We start from the raw sequence: 17,566 nt of genomic DNA on the forward strand, positions 1-17,566 counted from the left end.
GCCGCGGCCGCCCCCGGCCTCGCCCCCCCGGTGGCGGCTACGCCCCCTCGGTCGCCGCCTGGCGAGGACCCGGCACCGCGGTGCGGGCGCCGAGCGGCCAGGCGACCGCCCAGGTGTGCACCGGCTGCCCGGTGTGCATCAGTTCGCGGTACCGCCGGGTCATGGCGGCGAGTGCGGCGTCCCGGTCCAGGCCCTGCCGGCGGGCGTGGTGGTACGCCGCGGCCTGCCAGGAGGCGCCGTTGACCCGCCGTCGGCAGCGCTCCTCGATGATGCCCAGATAGTGGTCGCGGTCGGCCGCCTCCACGCCCCAGGCGTCCAGTCCGCGCGCGGCCAGCGGCAGCAGTTCCTGGCGTACCAGCCGTACGGCCGGGATGTCGGCGAGGGCGGTGGTCCGGCCGGGGCGGGGCCATTGCAGGGTGGCGTCGATGCCGTACCGGCAGGCGGTGTCGAAGTTGCCGGCCGCGGCGGCGAACGGGAGGCGGGTCCAGATGGGGCGCGGTTCCTCGGCCAGGGCGCGCACCAGGCCGTAGTAGAACGCGGTGTTGGCGATGGTGTCGGCGACGGTGGGGCCGGCCGGCAGTACCCGGTTCTCGACCCTGAGGTGGGCGACGCCGTCGGCGACCGCGTAGACGGGGCGGTTCCAGCGGTAGATCGTGCCGTTGTGCAGCACGAGTTCGGCCAGGTCGGGCACGCCGCCCTCGGCCAGGACCCGCAGCGGCTCCTGCGGTCCGCACACCGGGAGCAGGGGCGGGAAGTAGCGCAGGTTCTCCTCGAAGAGGTCGTATGCGGATTCGATCCAGCGTTCGCCGAACCATGTGCGCGGGCGTACGCCCTGCGCCTGTAGTTCCGGTGCGCGGGTGTCGGTGGCCTGCTGGAAGACCGGCGGCCGCGACTCCCGCCACAGTTCCCGGCCGAAGAGGAACGGCGAGTTGGCGCCGACCGCGATCTGCGCGGCGGCAACGGCCTGGGCCGCGTTCCATACGGCGGCGAAGCGGCCCGGTGTCACCTGGAGGTGCAGCTGGACGGAGGTGCAGGCGGCCTCCGGCGCGATCGAGGGGGAACGCGCCACCAGATGCTCGACGCCCTGGATGTCCAGGACGAAGTCCTCGCCGCGGGCCGCCCGCATCTGGTCGTTGAGCAGGACGTAGCGGTCGTTCTCGGAGAGGCTGGCGACGGTCAGGTCGGCGGCGTCCAGGGTCGGCAGAATGCCGATCATCACGATTCCGGCGGCGACTTCGCGGGCCTTTCTTTCGGCGTAACTCAGGCCCGTGCGGAGTTCCTCGGCGAGCTGGTCCAGCACGCGGCCGGAGAGCCGGTGCGGGAGGATATTGACTTCCAGATTGCACTGGGCGAGTTCGGTCTGGAAATCCTGGCTGGCGATCCGTTCGAGAACCTGGGAGTTCAGCATGCGGGGGCGCCCGTCGGCGCCGGCGAGATTGAGCTCGATCTCCAGGCCCATGAGATTCCGGGGCCGGTCGAACCGCTTCTCCACGAGGAGCCTGTGCAATCCCTCGAGACAGTCGTGTAGCTTTCTTCGATAACGCTCCCGGTCCGCCAGGTCGATCCCGTCCGCGGCGACCTTCTCCCCCATCGAAAGGGTCCCTCCTCCAGTGAACGGCCCGCGGCCACGGGCCGCTTGGGGGCGAACCCGGGCACGCCGGGGCTCGCGCTACGGTCGATGATGCCCCGGCAATCTGATCGATAACGCCTCCGGGGCGGCCGGGTGCCGATAGGCTCGAAGTGGTACGGCGCCCGGCATCTTCCACCGGCATATCTCAGCGGCGATCGCCGTCCGCATTTCGCTCGTGAGATTCACCGACGAGATCCGGCCTACCGCACCGGCGAGGCAATACGAGGTGGCGCGACAAAGGCTCCGTACAAATTGGAGTAAATCACCTCGCGGACCGGTCCGGATTCGGCCTTGTCGGAAATCCGCAAGGCCGGTAGCCGAAACACTTTCAGAACATACGTCGTATAAACTCCGCTTACGAGGCAGAGACTTGGCGCCCCGTGTCGCGGTGTTCCCACCCGTGGCGTGGTTCGACGACAGGCCCTGATTCCCCACGCCGGGCCGCAGCCCCGGCCGGCCACGCTCTGACCCCGCACGCAAACAGCGCCGTTTGCACCTGCCACGCTCCACCGTGTCTCCGAAGTGAGAGGCGACCCACCATGCCGCTGCACGTTGCCCCTGCCCCCGCGCCCGCCCTGCGCAGCATCCTGACCGCCCTCGGCTCGCCGACCGCCGTCCGCGAGGCCCCGGTCCCCGCCCTGCGCGCCCATCAGGGCCCGCTCAGCCCCGACCACCCGCTGCCCCTGCACGTCTGGGACGACGTCAGCCGGGCCGACGGCACGCCGCACACCCGGCTGGCCGGCTGGCAGTTCCTGGTCCGCGGCGGCGAGCGGGCCGTGGCGACCGCCGAGGCGGTGCTCACCGCGGACGGCTGGACGTTCGGGCGGTTCTGCGGCGGCCCCTACGTCGCCTCGACCGAACGGGCGCTGGCACAGTCCGAGGCGCTCACCGCGCCCTACCAGCCCCGGCTGCTGTCCGTACCGGAGCTGTACATGCTCACCCTCTGGCTGCATCACGACCTCTCCTCCGACGGGGCCGCGGGGCTGCCGGCAGCCGATGACCTGCTGGTGCCGCTGGCGCCCGCCCCGCCCGGCATCGCCGCCCACCGCACGCACCACGTCGCGGACCTGCTCCCCCGGCTCACCCTGCGTCTGGCCTCCGCGCCCCTGGAACTGCGCGAACCGGCCTGAGCCGCAAGCCGGCGGCGTCCTTCCGGGTACCCGCGCACCGGCGCACCACGCCCCTCACGACCGTGCCCCGTGGCCCTTTCCGGTCACGGGGCGCGCTGGCGTGCTCACCCGCGCGGGCTAGCCCGCGGATACCACTGCCAACCTCCTTGGAGCGGAGAGCACTTGGGAGCAACCGCCCGCACGGGTGACGCGTCGATATCGAGTGAGTACCGCTGCTGCGAAATCCCTGCGGAATCCCCTCCGTAGGGCAACACTGGGACCGACCGAAGAAACGGGGGAGCGGCCATGGCCATCTCATCGAGCTCATCGAGCCGCACGACGACGTTCACCACACCGCAGCGAAAGACAACTTCCATGTGTCAGCACCAACCACCTTGCCCCTCAGCGGATTCCACCGACCGGGAGGCCGCACACCTTGTGGCACACCACCCGGAGCAGGGCTGGAGCCTGCTCTGCAACGGCGTCCTGCTCTTCGAGGACACCGGTGAGCTGCTGCCTGACGGGCAGGTCATCGCCCCGCACCGGGCCCGGGTCACCGCGGCGGCCTGACCCCGCGCACCCGGTAGAACCACCAGGGCCCCCGGCAGAACGCCTGCCGAGGGCCCTTGCTGTTGCCGTGGAACGGCTCAGCCGTCGTACGCGTCCAGCGGCGGGCAGGAGCAGACGAGGTTGCGGTCACCGAAGGCGCCGTCGATGCGGCGAACCGGCGGCCAGTACTTCTCGGCCGCCACGACACCGGCCGGGAAGACGGCCTCCTCGCGGGAGTACGGGTGGGTCCACTCGCCGCCGAGCGCGCCCGCGGTGTGCGGGGCGTTGCGCAGCGGGTTGTCGTCCTTGTCCCACTCCCCCGTGCCGACCTTCTCGATCTCCGCGCGGATGGCGATCATCGCGTCGCAGAAGCGGTCCAGCTCGGCGAGGTCCTCGCTCTCGGTCGGCTCGATCATGAGCGTGCCGGCCACCGGGAAGGACATCGTCGGCGCGTGGAAGCCGTAGTCGATCAGCCGCTTGGCGACGTCGTCGATGCTCACGCCGGTCGCCTTGGTCAGCGGCCGGACGTCGATGATGCACTCGTGCGCCACCAGGCCGCCGGGGCCGGTGTAGAGCACGGGGTAGTGCGGCTCCAGGCGCTTGGCGATGTAGTTGGCGCTGAGGACCGCGACCTGGGTGGCGCGCTTGAGGCCCTCGCCGCCCATCAGGCGGACGTACGCCCAGGAGATCGGCAGGATGCCCGCGGAGCCCCAGGGGGCCGCCGAGATCGGTCCGACGCCGGTCTCCGGGCCCGCGGTGGGCTGCAGCGGGTGGTTGGGGAGGTACGGCGCCAGGTGGGCGCGGACGGCGACCGGGCCGACACCGGGGCCACCGCCGCCGTGCGGGATGCAGAAGGTCTTGTGCAGGTTGAGGTGCGAGACGTCGCCGCCGAACTTGCCCGGCTCGGCGAGGCCGACCAGCGCGTTCAGGTTGGCACCGTCGACGTAGACCTGGCCGCCGGCGTCGTGCACCGCGGCGCAGATCTGGGTGATGTGCTCCTCGAACACGCCGTGGGTGGAGGGGTAGGTCACCATCAGGACCGCGAGCTCGTCACGGTGCTTCTCGATCTTGGCGTGCAGGTCGTCGGCGTCGACCTCGCCGTCCTCGCCGGTCTTGACGACGACGACCTTCATGCCGGCCATCACGGCGCTGGCGGCGTTGGTGCCGTGCGCCGAGGACGGGATCAGGCAGACCGTGCGCTGCTCGTCCCCGTTGGCGCGGTGGTAGGCGCGGACCGCCAGCAGGCCGGCCAGCTCGCCCTGGGAGCCGGCGTTGGGCTGGATGGAGACCTTGTCGTAGCCGGTGACGGTGGCGAGGCGCTCCTCCAGTTCCTGGATGAGCGTGAGGTAGCCCTGCGCCTGGTCGGCCGGGGCGAAGGGGTGCAGCTGGCCGAACGCGGGCCAGGTGACCGGCTCCATCTCGGTGGTGGCGTTCAGCTTCATCGTGCAGGAACCGAGCGGGATCATGCCGCGGTCCAGCGCGTAGTCCTTGTCGGCGAGGGTGCGCAGGTAGCGCAGCATCGCGGTCTCGGAGCGGTGCTCGTGGAAGACCGGGTGGGTGAGGTAGTCGTCGGTGCGCAGCAGCGACTGCGGAAGCGTTTCGTCGGTGGTCGCGTCGAGCTTCTCGATGTCGGCCTGCACGCCGAAGGCGGCCCAGACCCCGGTCAGCTGGGCGCGGCCGGTGGTCTCGTCGCAGGCGATGCCGACCAGGTCCGCGTCGACCTGGCGGAGGTTGATGCCGGCCTCGCGGGCGGCGGCGACGACCTCGGCGGCCCGGCCGGGCACCCGCGCGGTCAGCGTGTCGAAGTACGCGCCGTGGACCAGCTCCACGCCACCGGCCCGCAGGCCCTCGGCGAGGATGCCCGCGTAGCGGTGGGTGCGGCGGGCGATGGTCCGCAGGCCCTCGGGGCCGTGGTAGACGGCGTACATGCCGGCCATGACGGCCAGCAGCACCTGCGCGGTGCAGATGTTGCTGGTGGCCTTCTCACGGCGGATGTGCTGCTCACGGGTCTGCAGGGCGAGCCGGTAGGCCTTCTGGCCGTCGGCGTCCACGGAGACGCCCACGAGGCGGCCGGGGAGGCTGCGCGCGTACTGCTCGCGCACCGCCATGAAGCCGGCGTGCGGCCCGCCGAAGCCCATCGGGACGCCGAAGCGCTGGGTGGTGCCGACCGCGATGTCCGCGCCGAGCTCGCCGGGCGAGGTCAGCAGGGTCAGCGCGAGCAGGTCGGCGGCGACGGTGACGACCGCGCCGAGCTCATGGGCGCGCTCGATCAGGGCGCGCGGGTCCCGGACGGCACCGGAGGCGCCCGGGTACTGCAGCAGGACGCCGAAGACGCCGCGCTCGGCGATCTCGGCGGGGATGCCCTCGGAGAGGTCGGCGACGACGACCTCGACGCCGGTCGGCTCGGCGCGGGTCTCGATCACGGCGATGGTCTGCGGCAGGCAGTCGGCGTCGACGAGGAAGACGCCCTGCTTGACCTTGCCGACGCGGCGGGAGAGCGCCATCGCCTCGGCCGCCGCGGTGCCCTCGTCCAGGAGGGAGGCGCCGGAGGTGGGCAGTCCGGTCAGCTCGGCGACCATCGTCTGGAAGTTCAGCAGCGCCTCCAGGCGGCCCTGCGAGATCTCCGGCTGGTAGGGGGTGTACGCCGTGTACCAGGCCGGGTTCTCCATGACGTTGCGGAGGATCACCGGCGGCGTGAACGTCCCGTAGTAGCCCAGGCCGATCATGGAGGCCAGCACCTGGTTGCGGTCCGCGAGGCCGCGCAGCTCCTGGAGGACCTCGGCCTCGGTACGGGCCTGCGGCAGGCCGAGCGCCTCCGCGCTCCTGATCACATCGGGTACGGCGGTGGCGGTGAGCTCGTCCAGCGACCCGAAACCGATGTGCGCCAGCATCTTGGCCTGCGCCTCGTGGTCGGGGCCGACGTGCCGGGCTTCGAAGGGGGTGCCGCGCTCCAGCTCGGTCAGGGAGATGCGGTTGGTGGTCATCTGCGGGGGCCTCCTGGTCGGTACGACCTACGAGGGGCACCACGGCGCGGGTGCCCGGACGGCCTCCCCCTCTGTCATCTCAACCTGAGAGCTTCACCGGCCCGCGCATGGCGGCCCGGCTTTCACCGTCGGTGAGGAGGGGTCCCGGAGCTGTGCCTTCCGCGGCCCGCCCTGCTTTCCAGAGTGACCTCGTCCGTGCGGTACGTGTGCCTGAGAGATTCCGGGGAGGATTTGCTCCTTCGGCGCCCTGGTCGCGTACGACAAAGGACTCTCCCGCACGGGTTCTGCGGCCATTCGCCAGCCTACCAGCGCGCCACTCGAAGGATCCTTCGAGTGGCCGGGGCATGAAATGTGCCGTTTGGTAGTTGTCACAGGGCAGTTGCGACCAATTGGAGGGGCCGTGCAAACCGATATCGATCCCCGGAGCCTGATCGGCCGCAAAGCGTTCGACCGTAACGGCGCGAAGATAGGCACCATCGACGAGGTCTATCTGGACGACGCGACGGGGGAACCGGAGTGGGCAGCCGTACGCACCGGGCTCTTCAGCCGGGACGCGTTCGTCCCCCTGGAGCCCAGCAAAATGGTCGGCGAGAGCCTGCACATCCCCTACGACCGCAAGCTGATCAAGGACGCCCCGGACTTCGGTGTGGGCCGCCATCTCTCCCCTGAGCAGGAACTCCAGCTCTACCACCACTACCGCCTGGATATCTCCTCCCCCGACTCCGACGCCGCGTCCCCCGGCAATTCGGGCACCTCCGACACCGACTTCGGCAAGATCGCCGGATCGGAGGACTGATCCGCCGCGGGCCCCCCGCCCACCAGCGGCAGGGGCTCCCCCGGCCGCAGCGCCGGATCCTCGACGGCAAAGGTCCGCACCCTCCCTGGTGCGGACCACGGCGTCTCGAAGCGGACGGTCACTCTCCCCAGCCCGCTGCCCTGTACCCACCCGGCGCCGTACTCGTCGTGGACCACGTCCACGCCCGGATGCCAGCGGCGCGGCCGCTCCTCCTCGGGCGCCTCCTCGGCCGGCTCCGCCCCGGCCCGCTCCTCCGCGGCCCGCGCCAGCTCCTCGGCCTCCCGCTCCGTCGTGAGCTGGGCGAACAGGTCTTCCTGGGTGAAGTCGGCCAGCCCGCTGACCCCCACGCCCAGCAGCCGGACGCCGCCGGTGGTGTCCACCAGCTCCAGCAGCCGCACCGCGGCCTCCCGGATGACCGCGGGGTCGTCGGTCGGCCCGCGGAGCGTCTCGGAGCGGGTCAGCGTCGAGAAGTCGTAGTTGCGCACCTTGATCACCACCGTGCGCCCGGAGCGCCCGGCCGCCCGCAGCCGCTGGACGCAGCGGTCGGCCAGCCGCAGCACCTCCATCCGCACCCGCGTCCGGTCGGTCAGGTCGACCTCGAAGGTGTCCTCGACGGAGATGGACTTGGCATCGCGCTCGGCCACCACGGGACGGTCGTCCTGCCCCAGGGCCATCGCGTACAGCCCGGCGCCGTGCGCCTTCCCCAGGAGTCGTACCAGCTCCGCCTCGCCGGCCTCCGCGGTCTCGGCGATCGTGTGGATCCCGGCCCGGCGCAGCGTCTCCGCCGTCGCGGGCCCCACCCCGGGCAGCGTCCGGACCGACATCGGGCCCAGCAGCTCCCGCTCGGTACCGGGCGGAATGACCACCAGGCCGTCCGGCTTGGCCTGCTCGGACGCGATCTTCGCCAGCATCTTGGCGCCGGCCAGCCCCACCGAGCCGGTCAGCCCGGTCGCCGCCCGGATGTCGCGCCGCAGCTGCTCCCCCACGGCCCGTACCGCGGCCGTCTCCGGGGCCACCCCGCCCGCCTCCAGGTCCACGAACGCCTCGTCCAGACTCAGCGGCTCCACCAGCGGCGACAGGGCGTGCAGCAGCCCCATGACCGTTTCACTCACCTGGCGGTACAGGGTGAAACGCGGACTGAGATACGCGGCGTTGGGGCACAGCCGGCGCGCCTGGGCCGTCGGCATCGCCGAGCGCACCCCGAAGACCCGGGCCTCGTACGACGCCGTGGCGACCACACCGCGCGGCCCGATCCCGCCGACCACCACCGGTTTCCCGCGCAGGCTCGGCTTCGCCGCCTGCTCAGCAGAGGCGTAGAACGCATCCATGTCCAGATGCAGGATCGTCGGCGCGGGTCTCACATGTCCGATGCTGCCGCATGGCACTGACAATCGACCCGTCGCCGGGCCGGGGCCCGGGGGCGCGGCTCAGCCGGCCCGGTTGCGCCGCCGCGCCAGCTCGTCGTGCGGGTTCTTCCCGACCAGCGTCTCGCCGGTGTCGACGCGCTCACCGTGCAGCTGCGAGAGGGCGCCCTCCACGTCCCGCCACACCACGCCGACGGCGATCCCGAAGACCCCCTGGCCGCCCTGGAGCAGGTCGACGACCTGGTCGGGTGAGGTGCACTCGTAGACCGTCGCGCCGTCGCTCATCAGCGTCATCCGGGTCAGATCCGCCAGCCCCCGCGCGCGCAGGTGCTGGACGGCGGTGCGGATGTTCTGCAACGAGACACCGGTGTCCAGCAGCCGCTTGACGATCTTCAGGACGACGACGTCCCGGAAGCTGTAGAGCCGCTGGGTGCCGGAGCCGTACGCCGGCCGGATGCTCGGCTCCACCAGGCCGGTGCGTGCCCAGTAGTCGAGCTGCCGGTAGGTGATGCCCGCTGCCGCGCACGCGGTCGGGCCGCGATAGCCGATGTCCTGCGCCTCGCAGTCCCCCGACACCGCCGCGGCCGGTGCCGGGGCGCGGTTCGCCGTTGCCCCCGCGTGGAGCGGCAACGCCCCTTCCGCCGCCATACCGTCGCCGGTGATTGCCACGCCGCCCTCCGTCCTCCACGTCCCGGACGGGACCTGCCATATCGACGGTATGCAGTCACTCGGGGTGCGTCAACGATCGCCGCGCTCGCCACGCCGAGTGATAATCACCCTACGAGTGGTTTCTCGTGACCTCGCGTGGGGAATGGCTAAATAGTTTGGCCGGAATCAGACCCTTCGCCCGTCCGGCCGCACCGGCTACTGGCTGTTGGTCCCGAAGTCCTCGGGTGAGATCTGGTCGAGGAACTCGCGGAACTTCTCCACCTCGTCCTCCTGCTCGTCCGGGATCGCGATCCCCGCGTCGTCCAGCACACCATCGGTGCCGAAGATCGGCGTTCCGGTGCGCAGGGCCAGCGCTATCGCGTCGGACGGACGGGCACTGACCTCCACCCCGCTGGCGAAGACCAGTTCCGCATAGAAGACCCCCTCGCGCAGGTCGGTGATGCGGACCTGCGTCAGCTCCTGCCCCACCGCCTCCAGCACGTCCTTGAAAAGGTCGTGCGTCAGCGGCCTGGCAGGGACCATGCCCTGCTGGGCGAAGGCGATGGCGGTGGCCTCACCCGGCCCGATCCAAATGGGCAGGTAACGGTCGCCCCCCACCTCCCGCAGGAGCACGATCGGTTGGCTGGAAGGCATTTCCACCCGGACACCCACGACGTCGAGCTCGTTCACACAGCAACCCTAGGACGTGCCCGGCAGGTTTGGGTAGTCGGGCACTCTTTTGCTCACTACGGCCGGCCCCGCAGCGCGCTCTGGACCAGCGCCGCGTGCAGCCGTACGGAGAGCGTGGCGAGCTCCCTGGCGGTGGCCTCGGCATGGGCCCTGGTCTGCGGATTACGGTGCCGCCGAAGGGGTGCAACGACCTGCTCGACCAGGCCCGCCTCGCGCTCCGCGGCCGCCTTGACGACCCGCAGATGCCGTGGTTCGAGGCCGAAACCGCCCAGGTCGGCGACAAGTTTGGCGACCGTGACGGCCTCGATGTCGTATCCGCCGTCCGCATGGGGGACGATGAGTCCGTACGACTCCCAGTCGGCGAGCGCCGCCTCGTCCACCTCGGCGGCGGCCAGCAGCTCGGCCCGGCCGATCCGGGCAGCCGTGGGGGTGTCCTCGCCCGCTTCCGGGACGCCCTCGATCAGATCGCGGGCAGGTGCGGCGGGCGCCGGCAGCGCGACCTGCTCACCGCGCTCGATGGCGTCCAGATGCTCGCGGATGACCTTCAGCGGCAGATAGTGGTCGCGCTGCATCCGCAGGACGTTCGCCAGCCGCTCCACGTCGGCCGGGGTGAATTTCCGGTACCCGGAAGGCGTGCGCTTCGGCTCGACCAGCCCCTCGGCCTCCAGGAAGCGGATCTTGGAGATGGTGACCTCGGGGAATTCCTCGCGCAGCTGGTTGAGCACCGTGCCGATGCTCACCGGCCTGCCGTCCGAGGAGGCGGTGCCGGAATCTCCGGCACCGCCTTTCGGTGTATGGCGCATGTGCCTTCCCTGGCCGGTCAGATACCGGCGCCTCGCTGGCTCGCGTAGAAGACCAGGCGGTACTTGCCGATCTGGACCTCGTCGCCGTTGGTGAGGGCGACGGAGTCGATGCGCTCACGGTTGACGTAGGTGCCGTTCAGGCTGCCGACGTCGGAGACCGTGAAGAGGCCGTCCGGGCCGCGACGGAATTCCACATGGCGACGCGAGACCGTCACGTCGTCGAGGAAGATGTCGCTCTGCGGATGCCGGCCCGCCGTCGTCAGCTCGCTGTCCAGCAGGAAACGGCTGCCGGAGTTCGGACCGCGGCGGACGATGAGCAGCGCCGAACCCAACGGAAGGGCGTCGACGGCCGCCTGGGCCTCCGGGGACAGCGCGGGCGAGAGGTTCTGGCCCGTCGTCTCCGAGTCGTAGGCCTCGAGCCCCGAGATGGAGATCGTCGACGTCGTCTCGGACGCCCGCTCGGGCTGCGCGCCCGCACGCAGCGGCGCGCCGCAGTTGGAGCAGAACCGGCTCGCCTCGGCGTTCCGGTGCCCACACCTCGTACAAACCGGCAAGGCTGGACCTCCGCCCGTGGGTGCGGCTGATGGTTCCTGGGAACCTATGCGGGCGGCACCGGAGGGGTCAACAGAACCCGCGCCGTGCCCCCCGGACGGACCGCCGACCTCGTCACGGAAGAGCGGACGGTTCTCGGCCGCGCCGCTCTCGTCGGCCCGGCCCGCGGCGCGATGCCGCGCGGAGCCGCTGCCGCCCTCCTGGCGCGCGCTCTTGCCGAACAGCTTTCCAAACAACTTCACGGGCGATTCCCCTTGAACGAAACAGACCCGCCCGTGGGGCAGGACGAACCCTCGATGCACACACCGGCCCATCCGGACATCCAGTGAACGTCCGTGGCCTCCAGACAGTTTCCACCACACACCACACGCACGGTGCGTCGACCCCCCGCTACCTCATGCCCTCCTGGGGCACTCGACATACCTGTACGCCTCACTGCGATGACGACCGAGCGTAGTCAGGCCGCTTCGCCGCTCGCAAGGCGTCCACAATGATCTTCTTTTCTCGGGTCACAGACACCTTGGCCTGCTCCTTTTCCAGTGTCTGGACCACTCCGCCGGGGATGTTCAGCGCCGGTTCCAGATCCTCCGGCTTGCCGATGACCTTGAAGCGGTACGGCTGCGTGACGCGCCTGCCGTCGATCTCCACCCCGCCCCGGACGTCCGAGAGGGAGGTGTTCGCGACGACCCGGACGTCATTGACCTGGATCGCCTCGGCGCCGGCCGCCCGCAGCTCCTGGATGGTGTCCAGCAGCTTGTCCGCCTCCACGGAGTGCGTCGGGTCGTCGATGGTCAGGTTGATGCCGGGCCCTTGCGCCGCGACGGTCCCGGCCAGCACGCCCAGCTGCTGTTCCTTCTCCACGGTCTGCTTACGGGCCTCCTCGGCCTGGTCCGAGCTGTTCGCCAGCTCGGTCTTCTGCCCTTCCAGGCGCCGCTGTTCGTCCGTCAACCGCTGGGAGCGGTTGTCCAGCTCGTCCAGGATGCGCACCAGGTCCTCCTGACGCGCACCTCGCAGCGCACTGCTGTCACTCGTGGAACGTACCTGAATCGCCAGGCCGAGGCCGAGAATGAACAGCAGCAGGGCGACGATCAGTTGAGCCCGGGTCAACCGCGGCGGCCACAGGCTCGCCACCAGCCGCTCACGACCGGTCTTCGGGCGTTCCGCGTCCCCGTCGCCGGTGTCCGCCGCCGGGGCCGAGGAGTCTGCCCCGTTGTCCGGCTTCTGTCCAGTCGTGTCCGGTTCCTGGCTTTCCGCGTCGTCCGCGGACTTCGCCGGTTCCGGGGTGCTCCGGCTCTCCGGCGGCATCGGCTGCCGGCCGGCCGAGCCGTGTTCCTGCTCCCGCTCCGGCTCCGGCTTCTGCTCCGGTCGTTCGGGCCGCTGCTCCGGCTTCTGCTCCGGCTCAGGGGTCTCGTCCGTTGCCATCCGCCTCACGCCCGGAAGACGTGCCGGCGGATCGCCGCGGCGTTGGAGAAGATGCGGATGCCGAGCACGACCACGACACCGGTGGAGAGTTGGGCACCGACGCCCAGCTTGTCACCGAGGAAGACGATCAGCGCCGCGACGACCACGTTCGACAGGAAGGAGACCACGAAGACCTTGTCGTCGAAGATCCCGTCCAGCATGGCCCGCAGACCTCCGAACACGGCGTCCAGCGCGGCGACGACAGCGATCGGCAAGTAAGGCTCGACCACCGTCGGCACCACGGGCCGAACCACCAGCCCGACCACGACTCCCACGATGAGGCCCAGTACGGCGATCACGATGTGCCCTTCCCTGTGTCGGCGCCGTCCGGCTTGGCGGCACCGGCCTGCGGCTTTGCGGTACGTACGATCAAGCTGGGCGCGGGCGGCAGCGTCAGCTCGCTCTCGGCGGAAATCCTGGCGCGGACGCCGTAGTTCTCCTGCAGAATGTGCAGGTACTGACCGTCGGCGCTGTCCTGGAACGCGGTGCTCAGCCGCTGCCCGTCCCCCACCGCCAGCACCGTATAAGGCGGCACCAGTGGCTTGTTGTCGACCAGTATGGCGTCTCCTGCGGCTCTGATCGCCGAGAGTGACGTAAGCCGCTGTCCATTGACGGAGATGGCCTCCGCGCCCGAGGCCCACAGGCCGTTGACGACGCGCTGCATGTCCCGGTCCCGCACCCGCCCGGTGTCCGAGAAGTCGCTGCTCTCCCGTGGCCCGCCGCCGCTGGACTCGGCTCCCTTGGCGTCGTCCACGACGAGCTTCACGCCGGGACCGGTGGCCTGCGTCGAACCGGCCAGCAGGGCGAGCAGTTCGGCCTTGCCCCCACCGTGCTGCTTCAGCGCCTCGCGCTGCATCCTGCTGACGTCGTCCCGCAGCGCGTCGACGCGCTTCTGCTGCCGGTCCGCCTCGCCGGTGCCCTTCTGGATGCGGTTGATCAGCTCCGTACGCTCCTTGGCGAGCGTCGGTGCGGATATCCGGGCCTGGGCCGCCCCGACGGTCACCACGAGCGCGGCCAGCACCAGACCGGCCGCGAGGCCCAACTTCGCCCGCAGGGTGCGCGGCAGACCGCGCACGCCGGCCTCGGACTTGCGCGCGGCCGCCTCGGCGTACCCGTCGTCGAGGCTGTGATCCATCACGTTGGTCAGCAGCGACATGGACGCGTCGGGGCGCGCGGCCGGTCTGTTCGGTGTGCTCCGATCGGGGCGCTGCTGCGACATGCCGCACATCGTCGCACGTCGGCTCCGCAGTCTCCCAATGGCCCCACCGGCGTGCCGATGCCCGGCCCGCCGGTGGGGTCCGGATCAGCGTCCGGCGCTGTCCACCACGGCCGACCACTCGTCCAGCAGCTGCTGGGCGGAGGCGTCGTCCGGTCCTTCCGCCCACAGGTGCGTGACCGCCTCGGCCGGGTCGGGCAGGACCAGGATCCAGCGGCCGTCGGACTCCACGACCCGGACGCCGTCGGTGGTGTCCACGTCGCGGTCGCCGGCCGCCTCGACGACGTGCCGCATGACCAGGCCCTTGACCGCCCAGGGGGTGGCCAGGTCGCGCCGCAGGACGTGGGCCCGCGGGATCCGCGCGTCGATCTGGCTGACCGTGAGCTGGGTGCGGGCCACCAGGCCGATCAGCCGGACGAAGGCGGCGGCGCCGTCGAAGACGCTGCTGAACTCCGGGATGATGAAGCCGCCCATGCCGTCACCGCCGAAGACCGTGCCGTCCTCCCGGCCCACCCGGGTCAGGTCGTCGGGCGAGGTCGTCGTCCACTCCACCTGCGTGCCGTGGTAGGCGGCCACCTGCTCGGCGATCCGGGTGGTGGTCACCGGCAGCGCGACCCGGCCGGTGCGCCGCTCGGCGGCGATCAGGTCCAGCATGACCAGCAGCGCGCGGTCGTCCTCGATGATCCGGCCGCGTTCGTCCACGAGGGACAGCCGCTCACCGACCGGGTCGAAGCGCACGCCGAAGGCGGCCCGCGCCGAGGCCACGATCTCGCCGAGCCGGACGAGCCCGGAGCGTCGGGCGTCGGCGGTCTCGGTGGGCCGGGACTCGTCGAGACCGGGGTTGATGGTCAGGGAATCGACTCCGAGCCGGCCCAGGAGGCTGGGCAGGACCAGACCCGCACTGCCGTTGGAGGCGTCCACGACGACCTTCAGCCCCGACTCGGCGATGCCGGTGGTGTCCAGGGACCGCAGCAGCGAGCCGGTGTACGAGTCGAAGACGCTGGCCGGGAACGCCAGGTCACCGATCTCGCCCGGGAAGGCGCGGCGGTACTCCTGCCGGGCGAAGACCCGGTCCAGCTTGCGCTGCCCGGCCTGCGAGAGGTCGGCGCCCCGCTCGTCGAAGAACATGATGTCGACGGAGTCGGGCACACCGGGCGTCGTACGGATCATGATGCCGCCGGCGCTGCCGCGGGCGGTCTGCTGGCGGGCGACCGGCAGCGGGACGTTCTCCAGGTCGCGTACGTCGATGGCGCTGGCCTGCAGTGCCGAGATCACCGCCCGTTTGAGGGCACGGGCACCACGGGAGTGGTCCCGGGCGGTGGTGACCGTGGACCCCTTCTTCAGGGTGGTGGCGTACGCGCCGGCGAGCCGCACGGCGAGTTCCGGGGTGATCTCCACATTGAGGATCCCGGTCACGCCGCGCGCGCCGAACAGATGCGCCTGGCCGCGGGATTCCCAGATCACCGAGGTGTTGACGAAGGCACCGGCCTCGATGGTCTTGAAGGGATAGACCCGCACATTGCCCTGGACGATCGATTCCTCGCCGATGAGGCATTCATCGCCGATGACCGCGCCGTCCTCGATCCGGGCGGCCCGCATGACATCGGTGTTCTTGCCGATGACGCAGCCGCGCAGATTGCTCTGCTGCCCGAGATAGACGTTGTCGTGCACCACGGCCCGGTGCAGGAACGCCCCGCTCTTGACGACGACGTTGGAGCCGACGACGGTGTGCTCGCGAATCTCCACCCCGGCCTCGACCTTGGCGTAGTCGCCGATGTACAGCGGACCGCGCAGCACGGCATCGGGGTGCACCTCGGCGCCCTCGGCCACCCATACGCCCGGCGAGATCTCGAAGCCGTCGATTTCCACATCGACCTTGCCCTCGAGCACATCGGCCTGGGCCTTGACGTAGCTCTCGTGGGTGCCGACGTCCTCCCAGTAACCCTCGGCGATATAGCCGTAGATCGGCTTGCCTTCCTTCATCAGCTTCGGGAAGACGTCACCGGACCAGTCGACGGACACGTCCGGCTCGAAGTAGTCGAAGACCTCGGGCTCCATGACGTAAATGCCGGTGTTGACGGTGTCCGAGAAGACCTGGCCCCAGGTCGGCTTTTCCAGGAACCGCTCGACCCGGCCGCCTTCGTCGACGATGGTGATACCGAACTCGAGGGGGTTGGGGACCCGGGTGAGGCAGACCGTGACGAGGGCGCCCTTTTCCTTGTGGAACCGGATCAGATCGGTGAGATCGAAGTCGGTGAGGGCATCACCGGAGATGACGAGGAAGGCGTCGTCCTTGAGGGCCTCCTCGGCGTTCTTCACACTGCCGGCGGTGCCGAGCGGCTTTTCCTCATTGGCATAGGTGAGCTCCATTCCCAGCTCTTCGCCGTCACCGAAATAATTCTTGACGAGCGAGGCAAGGAATTGCACGGTGACCACGGTCTCGTTGAGACCGTGCCGTTTCAGCAGCCGCAGGACGTGCTCCATGATCGGCCTATTGGCGACCGGAAGCAGCGGCTTGGGCATGCTGGACGTCATGGGGCGAAGGCGTGTTCCTTCGCCGCCGGCCATCACAACGGCCTTCATGTCGGAAGCGTCCTCCTCTGAGAGACGACGGTCTTGCCGACTTCACTTGCCCAGAGCCCGCTGTTCCTGTTCTTACCTACGGGCGCCGGGCCCTGGCACTATCTGCCGGTTCGAAGAGCTCAGTCGGCGGTGGCGTCCGCCCTGATGAGCCGACGGACCTGGACCACGTAGAGGATCCCTGCCCACCAGTAGAGCGCCGTACCCCATCCTGCGAACGCCCATCCGAAAACAGCAGCGAGTGAGTGAAGCCAGCCATCTCCGTCGCTCAGCAAGAGCAACGGGAAGGCATACATCAAGTTGAACGTAGCTGCTTTGCCCAGGAAGTTCACCTGGGGAGGTCCGTATCCGTGACGCCCGAGGATTCCCACCGCGATGAGGAGCATCAGTTCCCGCGCCAGCAGGGCGGCGGTGAGCCAGATCGGCAGGATGTCGCGCCACGTCAGACCGACGAGCGTGGACAGGATGTACAGGCGGTCGGCCGCCGGGTCGAGGATCCGGCCCAGCTTGCTGATCTGATTCCAGCGCCGGGCCAGCTTGCCGTCCAGATAGTCGCTGACGCCGCTCAGGGCGAGGACCAGCAGCGCCCAGCCGTTGGCGGCCTTCGGGCCCCCGAATTCAGGCCACAGGATCAGCCACAGGAACAGGGGCACGCCGACGAGGCGAGCCATGCTCAGGATATTCGGGATGGTGAGGACGCGATCGGTCTGGACCCGCGTCTCCTGGACCTCCACCGCGGGGGCCTCCTGTGGGAAATGTGCCAACGATGCCCCTTGACCTTACCTGTCCCGCCGACCGGGCCGCGCCGCGGGTCCCAAGATCACCGAGAACGCAGAAAAGCCCCGCCGGAACCAATGGTTCCCACGGGGCTTTTCATAAATTTAGTTCGGCGGCGTCCTACTCTCCCACAGGGTCCCCCCTGCAGTACCATCGGCGCTGAAAGGCTTAGCTTCCGGGTTCGGAATGTAACCGGGCGTTTCCCTAACGCTATGACCACCGAAACACTATGAAGTTAACCAACCGGAATCATGACTCAACGGTCGTTACTTCAGAACCTACACAGTGGACGCGAGCAACTGAGGACAAGCCCTCGGCCTATTAGTACCAGTCAACTCCACACCTTACGGCGCTTCCATATCTGGCCTATCAACCCAGTCGTCTACTGGGAGCCTTACCCCATCAAG

General features: G+C 70.0%; 15 protein-coding genes, 2 rRNA genes and 1 riboswitch. Of the genes, 3 read left to right on the plus strand and 14 right to left on the minus strand.

The features are described from left to right. Positions 1 to 37: 37 nt before the first annotated feature. Positions 38 to 1,591, minus strand: coding sequence for a glutamate-cysteine ligase family protein (locus V2J85_RS05110; protein ID WP_330820726.1), 1,554 nt, complete (start codon positions 1,589 to 1,591; stop codon positions 38 to 40). A gap of 578 nt (positions 1,592 to 2,169) precedes the next feature. Here V2J85_RS05110 and V2J85_RS05115 point away from each other — a divergent pair. Together V2J85_RS05115 and V2J85_RS05120 are read left to right on the plus strand one after the other, a co-directional pair. Continuing rightward, positions 2,170 to 2,760, plus strand: a complete 591-nt coding sequence (locus V2J85_RS05115; protein ID WP_261952855.1) for a hypothetical protein — start codon at positions 2,170 to 2,172, stop codon at positions 2,758 to 2,760. A 354-nt stretch (positions 2,761 to 3,114) separates the two neighbouring features. Beyond that, entirely contained in the window at positions 3,115 to 3,309 is a 195-nt protein-coding gene (locus V2J85_RS05120; protein ID WP_030416598.1) for a DUF5999 family protein, read from the plus strand. A 77-nt stretch (positions 3,310 to 3,386) separates the two neighbouring features. Here the strand turns inward: V2J85_RS05120 and gcvP are convergent, their stop codons facing one another. Beyond that, on the minus strand, positions 3,387 to 6,272 hold the full coding sequence (gene gcvP / locus V2J85_RS05125) for an aminomethyl-transferring glycine dehydrogenase (RefSeq protein WP_261952854.1): 2,886 nt from the start codon (positions 6,270 to 6,272) through the stop codon (positions 3,387 to 3,389). 188 nt (positions 6,273 to 6,460) lie between these two features. Further along, a riboswitch (glycine riboswitch) is annotated at positions 6,461 to 6,558 on the minus strand. 114 nt (positions 6,559 to 6,672) lie between these two features. Here gcvP and V2J85_RS05130 point away from each other — a divergent pair. Next, positions 6,673 to 7,068 (plus strand): PRC-barrel domain-containing protein, encoded by a 396-nt coding sequence (locus V2J85_RS05130; RefSeq protein ID WP_261952853.1) that lies wholly within the window; start codon positions 6,673 to 6,675, stop codon positions 7,066 to 7,068. Here V2J85_RS05130 and V2J85_RS05135 read toward each other — a convergent pair. The 12 genes from V2J85_RS05135 to V2J85_RS05190 all read right to left on the minus strand — a co-directional run. After that, positions 6,966 to 8,429, minus strand: coding sequence for a DNA polymerase IV (locus V2J85_RS05135; protein ID WP_330820727.1), 1,464 nt, complete (start codon positions 8,427 to 8,429; stop codon positions 6,966 to 6,968). The two genes, V2J85_RS05130 and V2J85_RS05135, sit on opposite strands and share 103 nt — an antisense overlap. A gap of 66 nt (positions 8,430 to 8,495) precedes the next feature. After that, on the minus strand, positions 8,496 to 9,101 hold the full coding sequence (locus tag V2J85_RS05140) for a MerR family transcriptional regulator (protein ID WP_261952851.1): 606 nt from the start codon (positions 9,099 to 9,101) through the stop codon (positions 8,496 to 8,498). Between the two features lie 195 nt (positions 9,102 to 9,296). Beyond that, positions 9,297 to 9,770 (minus strand): bifunctional nuclease family protein, encoded by a 474-nt coding sequence (locus V2J85_RS05145; protein ID WP_006606439.1) that lies wholly within the window; start codon positions 9,768 to 9,770, stop codon positions 9,297 to 9,299. A 56-nt stretch (positions 9,771 to 9,826) separates the two neighbouring features. Further along, positions 9,827 to 10,573, minus strand: coding sequence for a transcriptional regulator FtsR (gene ftsR / locus V2J85_RS05150; RefSeq protein ID WP_261952850.1), 747 nt, complete (start codon positions 10,571 to 10,573; stop codon positions 9,827 to 9,829). A 17-nt stretch (positions 10,574 to 10,590) separates the two neighbouring features. Further along, positions 10,591 to 11,439 (minus strand): FHA domain-containing protein, encoded by an 849-nt coding sequence (locus V2J85_RS05155; RefSeq protein WP_261952849.1) that lies wholly within the window; start codon positions 11,437 to 11,439, stop codon positions 10,591 to 10,593. A 118-nt stretch (positions 11,440 to 11,557) separates the two neighbouring features. Then, on the minus strand, positions 11,558 to 12,547 hold the full coding sequence (locus tag V2J85_RS05160; RefSeq protein ID WP_261952848.1) for a DUF881 domain-containing protein: 990 nt from the start codon (positions 12,545 to 12,547) through the stop codon (positions 11,558 to 11,560). A 5-nt stretch (positions 12,548 to 12,552) separates the two neighbouring features. Further along, positions 12,553 to 12,885, minus strand: coding sequence for a small basic family protein (locus V2J85_RS05165; protein WP_003984969.1), 333 nt, complete (start codon positions 12,883 to 12,885; stop codon positions 12,553 to 12,555). Continuing rightward, positions 12,882 to 13,814, minus strand: coding sequence for a DUF881 domain-containing protein (locus tag V2J85_RS05170; RefSeq protein WP_261952847.1), 933 nt, complete (start codon positions 13,812 to 13,814; stop codon positions 12,882 to 12,884). The genes V2J85_RS05165 and V2J85_RS05170 overlap by 4 nt, the downstream gene beginning before the upstream one ends. A gap of 75 nt (positions 13,815 to 13,889) precedes the next feature. Further along, complete coding sequence (locus tag V2J85_RS05175) at positions 13,890 to 16,385, minus strand: mannose-1-phosphate guanyltransferase (protein ID WP_261952846.1); 2,496 nt, start codon at positions 16,383 to 16,385, stop codon at positions 13,890 to 13,892. A 119-nt stretch (positions 16,386 to 16,504) separates the two neighbouring features. Beyond that, positions 16,505 to 17,116 (minus strand): cardiolipin synthase ClsA, encoded by a 612-nt coding sequence (locus V2J85_RS05180; protein WP_261952845.1) that lies wholly within the window; start codon positions 17,114 to 17,116, stop codon positions 16,505 to 16,507. Positions 17,117 to 17,266: 150 nt separating this feature from the next. Then, a 5S ribosomal RNA gene (gene rrf / locus V2J85_RS05185) occupies positions 17,267 to 17,383 on the minus strand. Positions 17,384 to 17,460: 77 nt separating this feature from the next. Continuing rightward, a 23S ribosomal RNA gene (locus V2J85_RS05190) occupies positions 17,461 to 17,566 on the minus strand; the annotation flags it as partial.

This window comes from Streptomyces bugieae (assembly GCF_036352915.1).
GTDB classification, from domain to species: Bacteria; Actinomycetota; Actinomycetes; order Streptomycetales; family Streptomycetaceae; genus Streptomyces; species Streptomyces endophytica.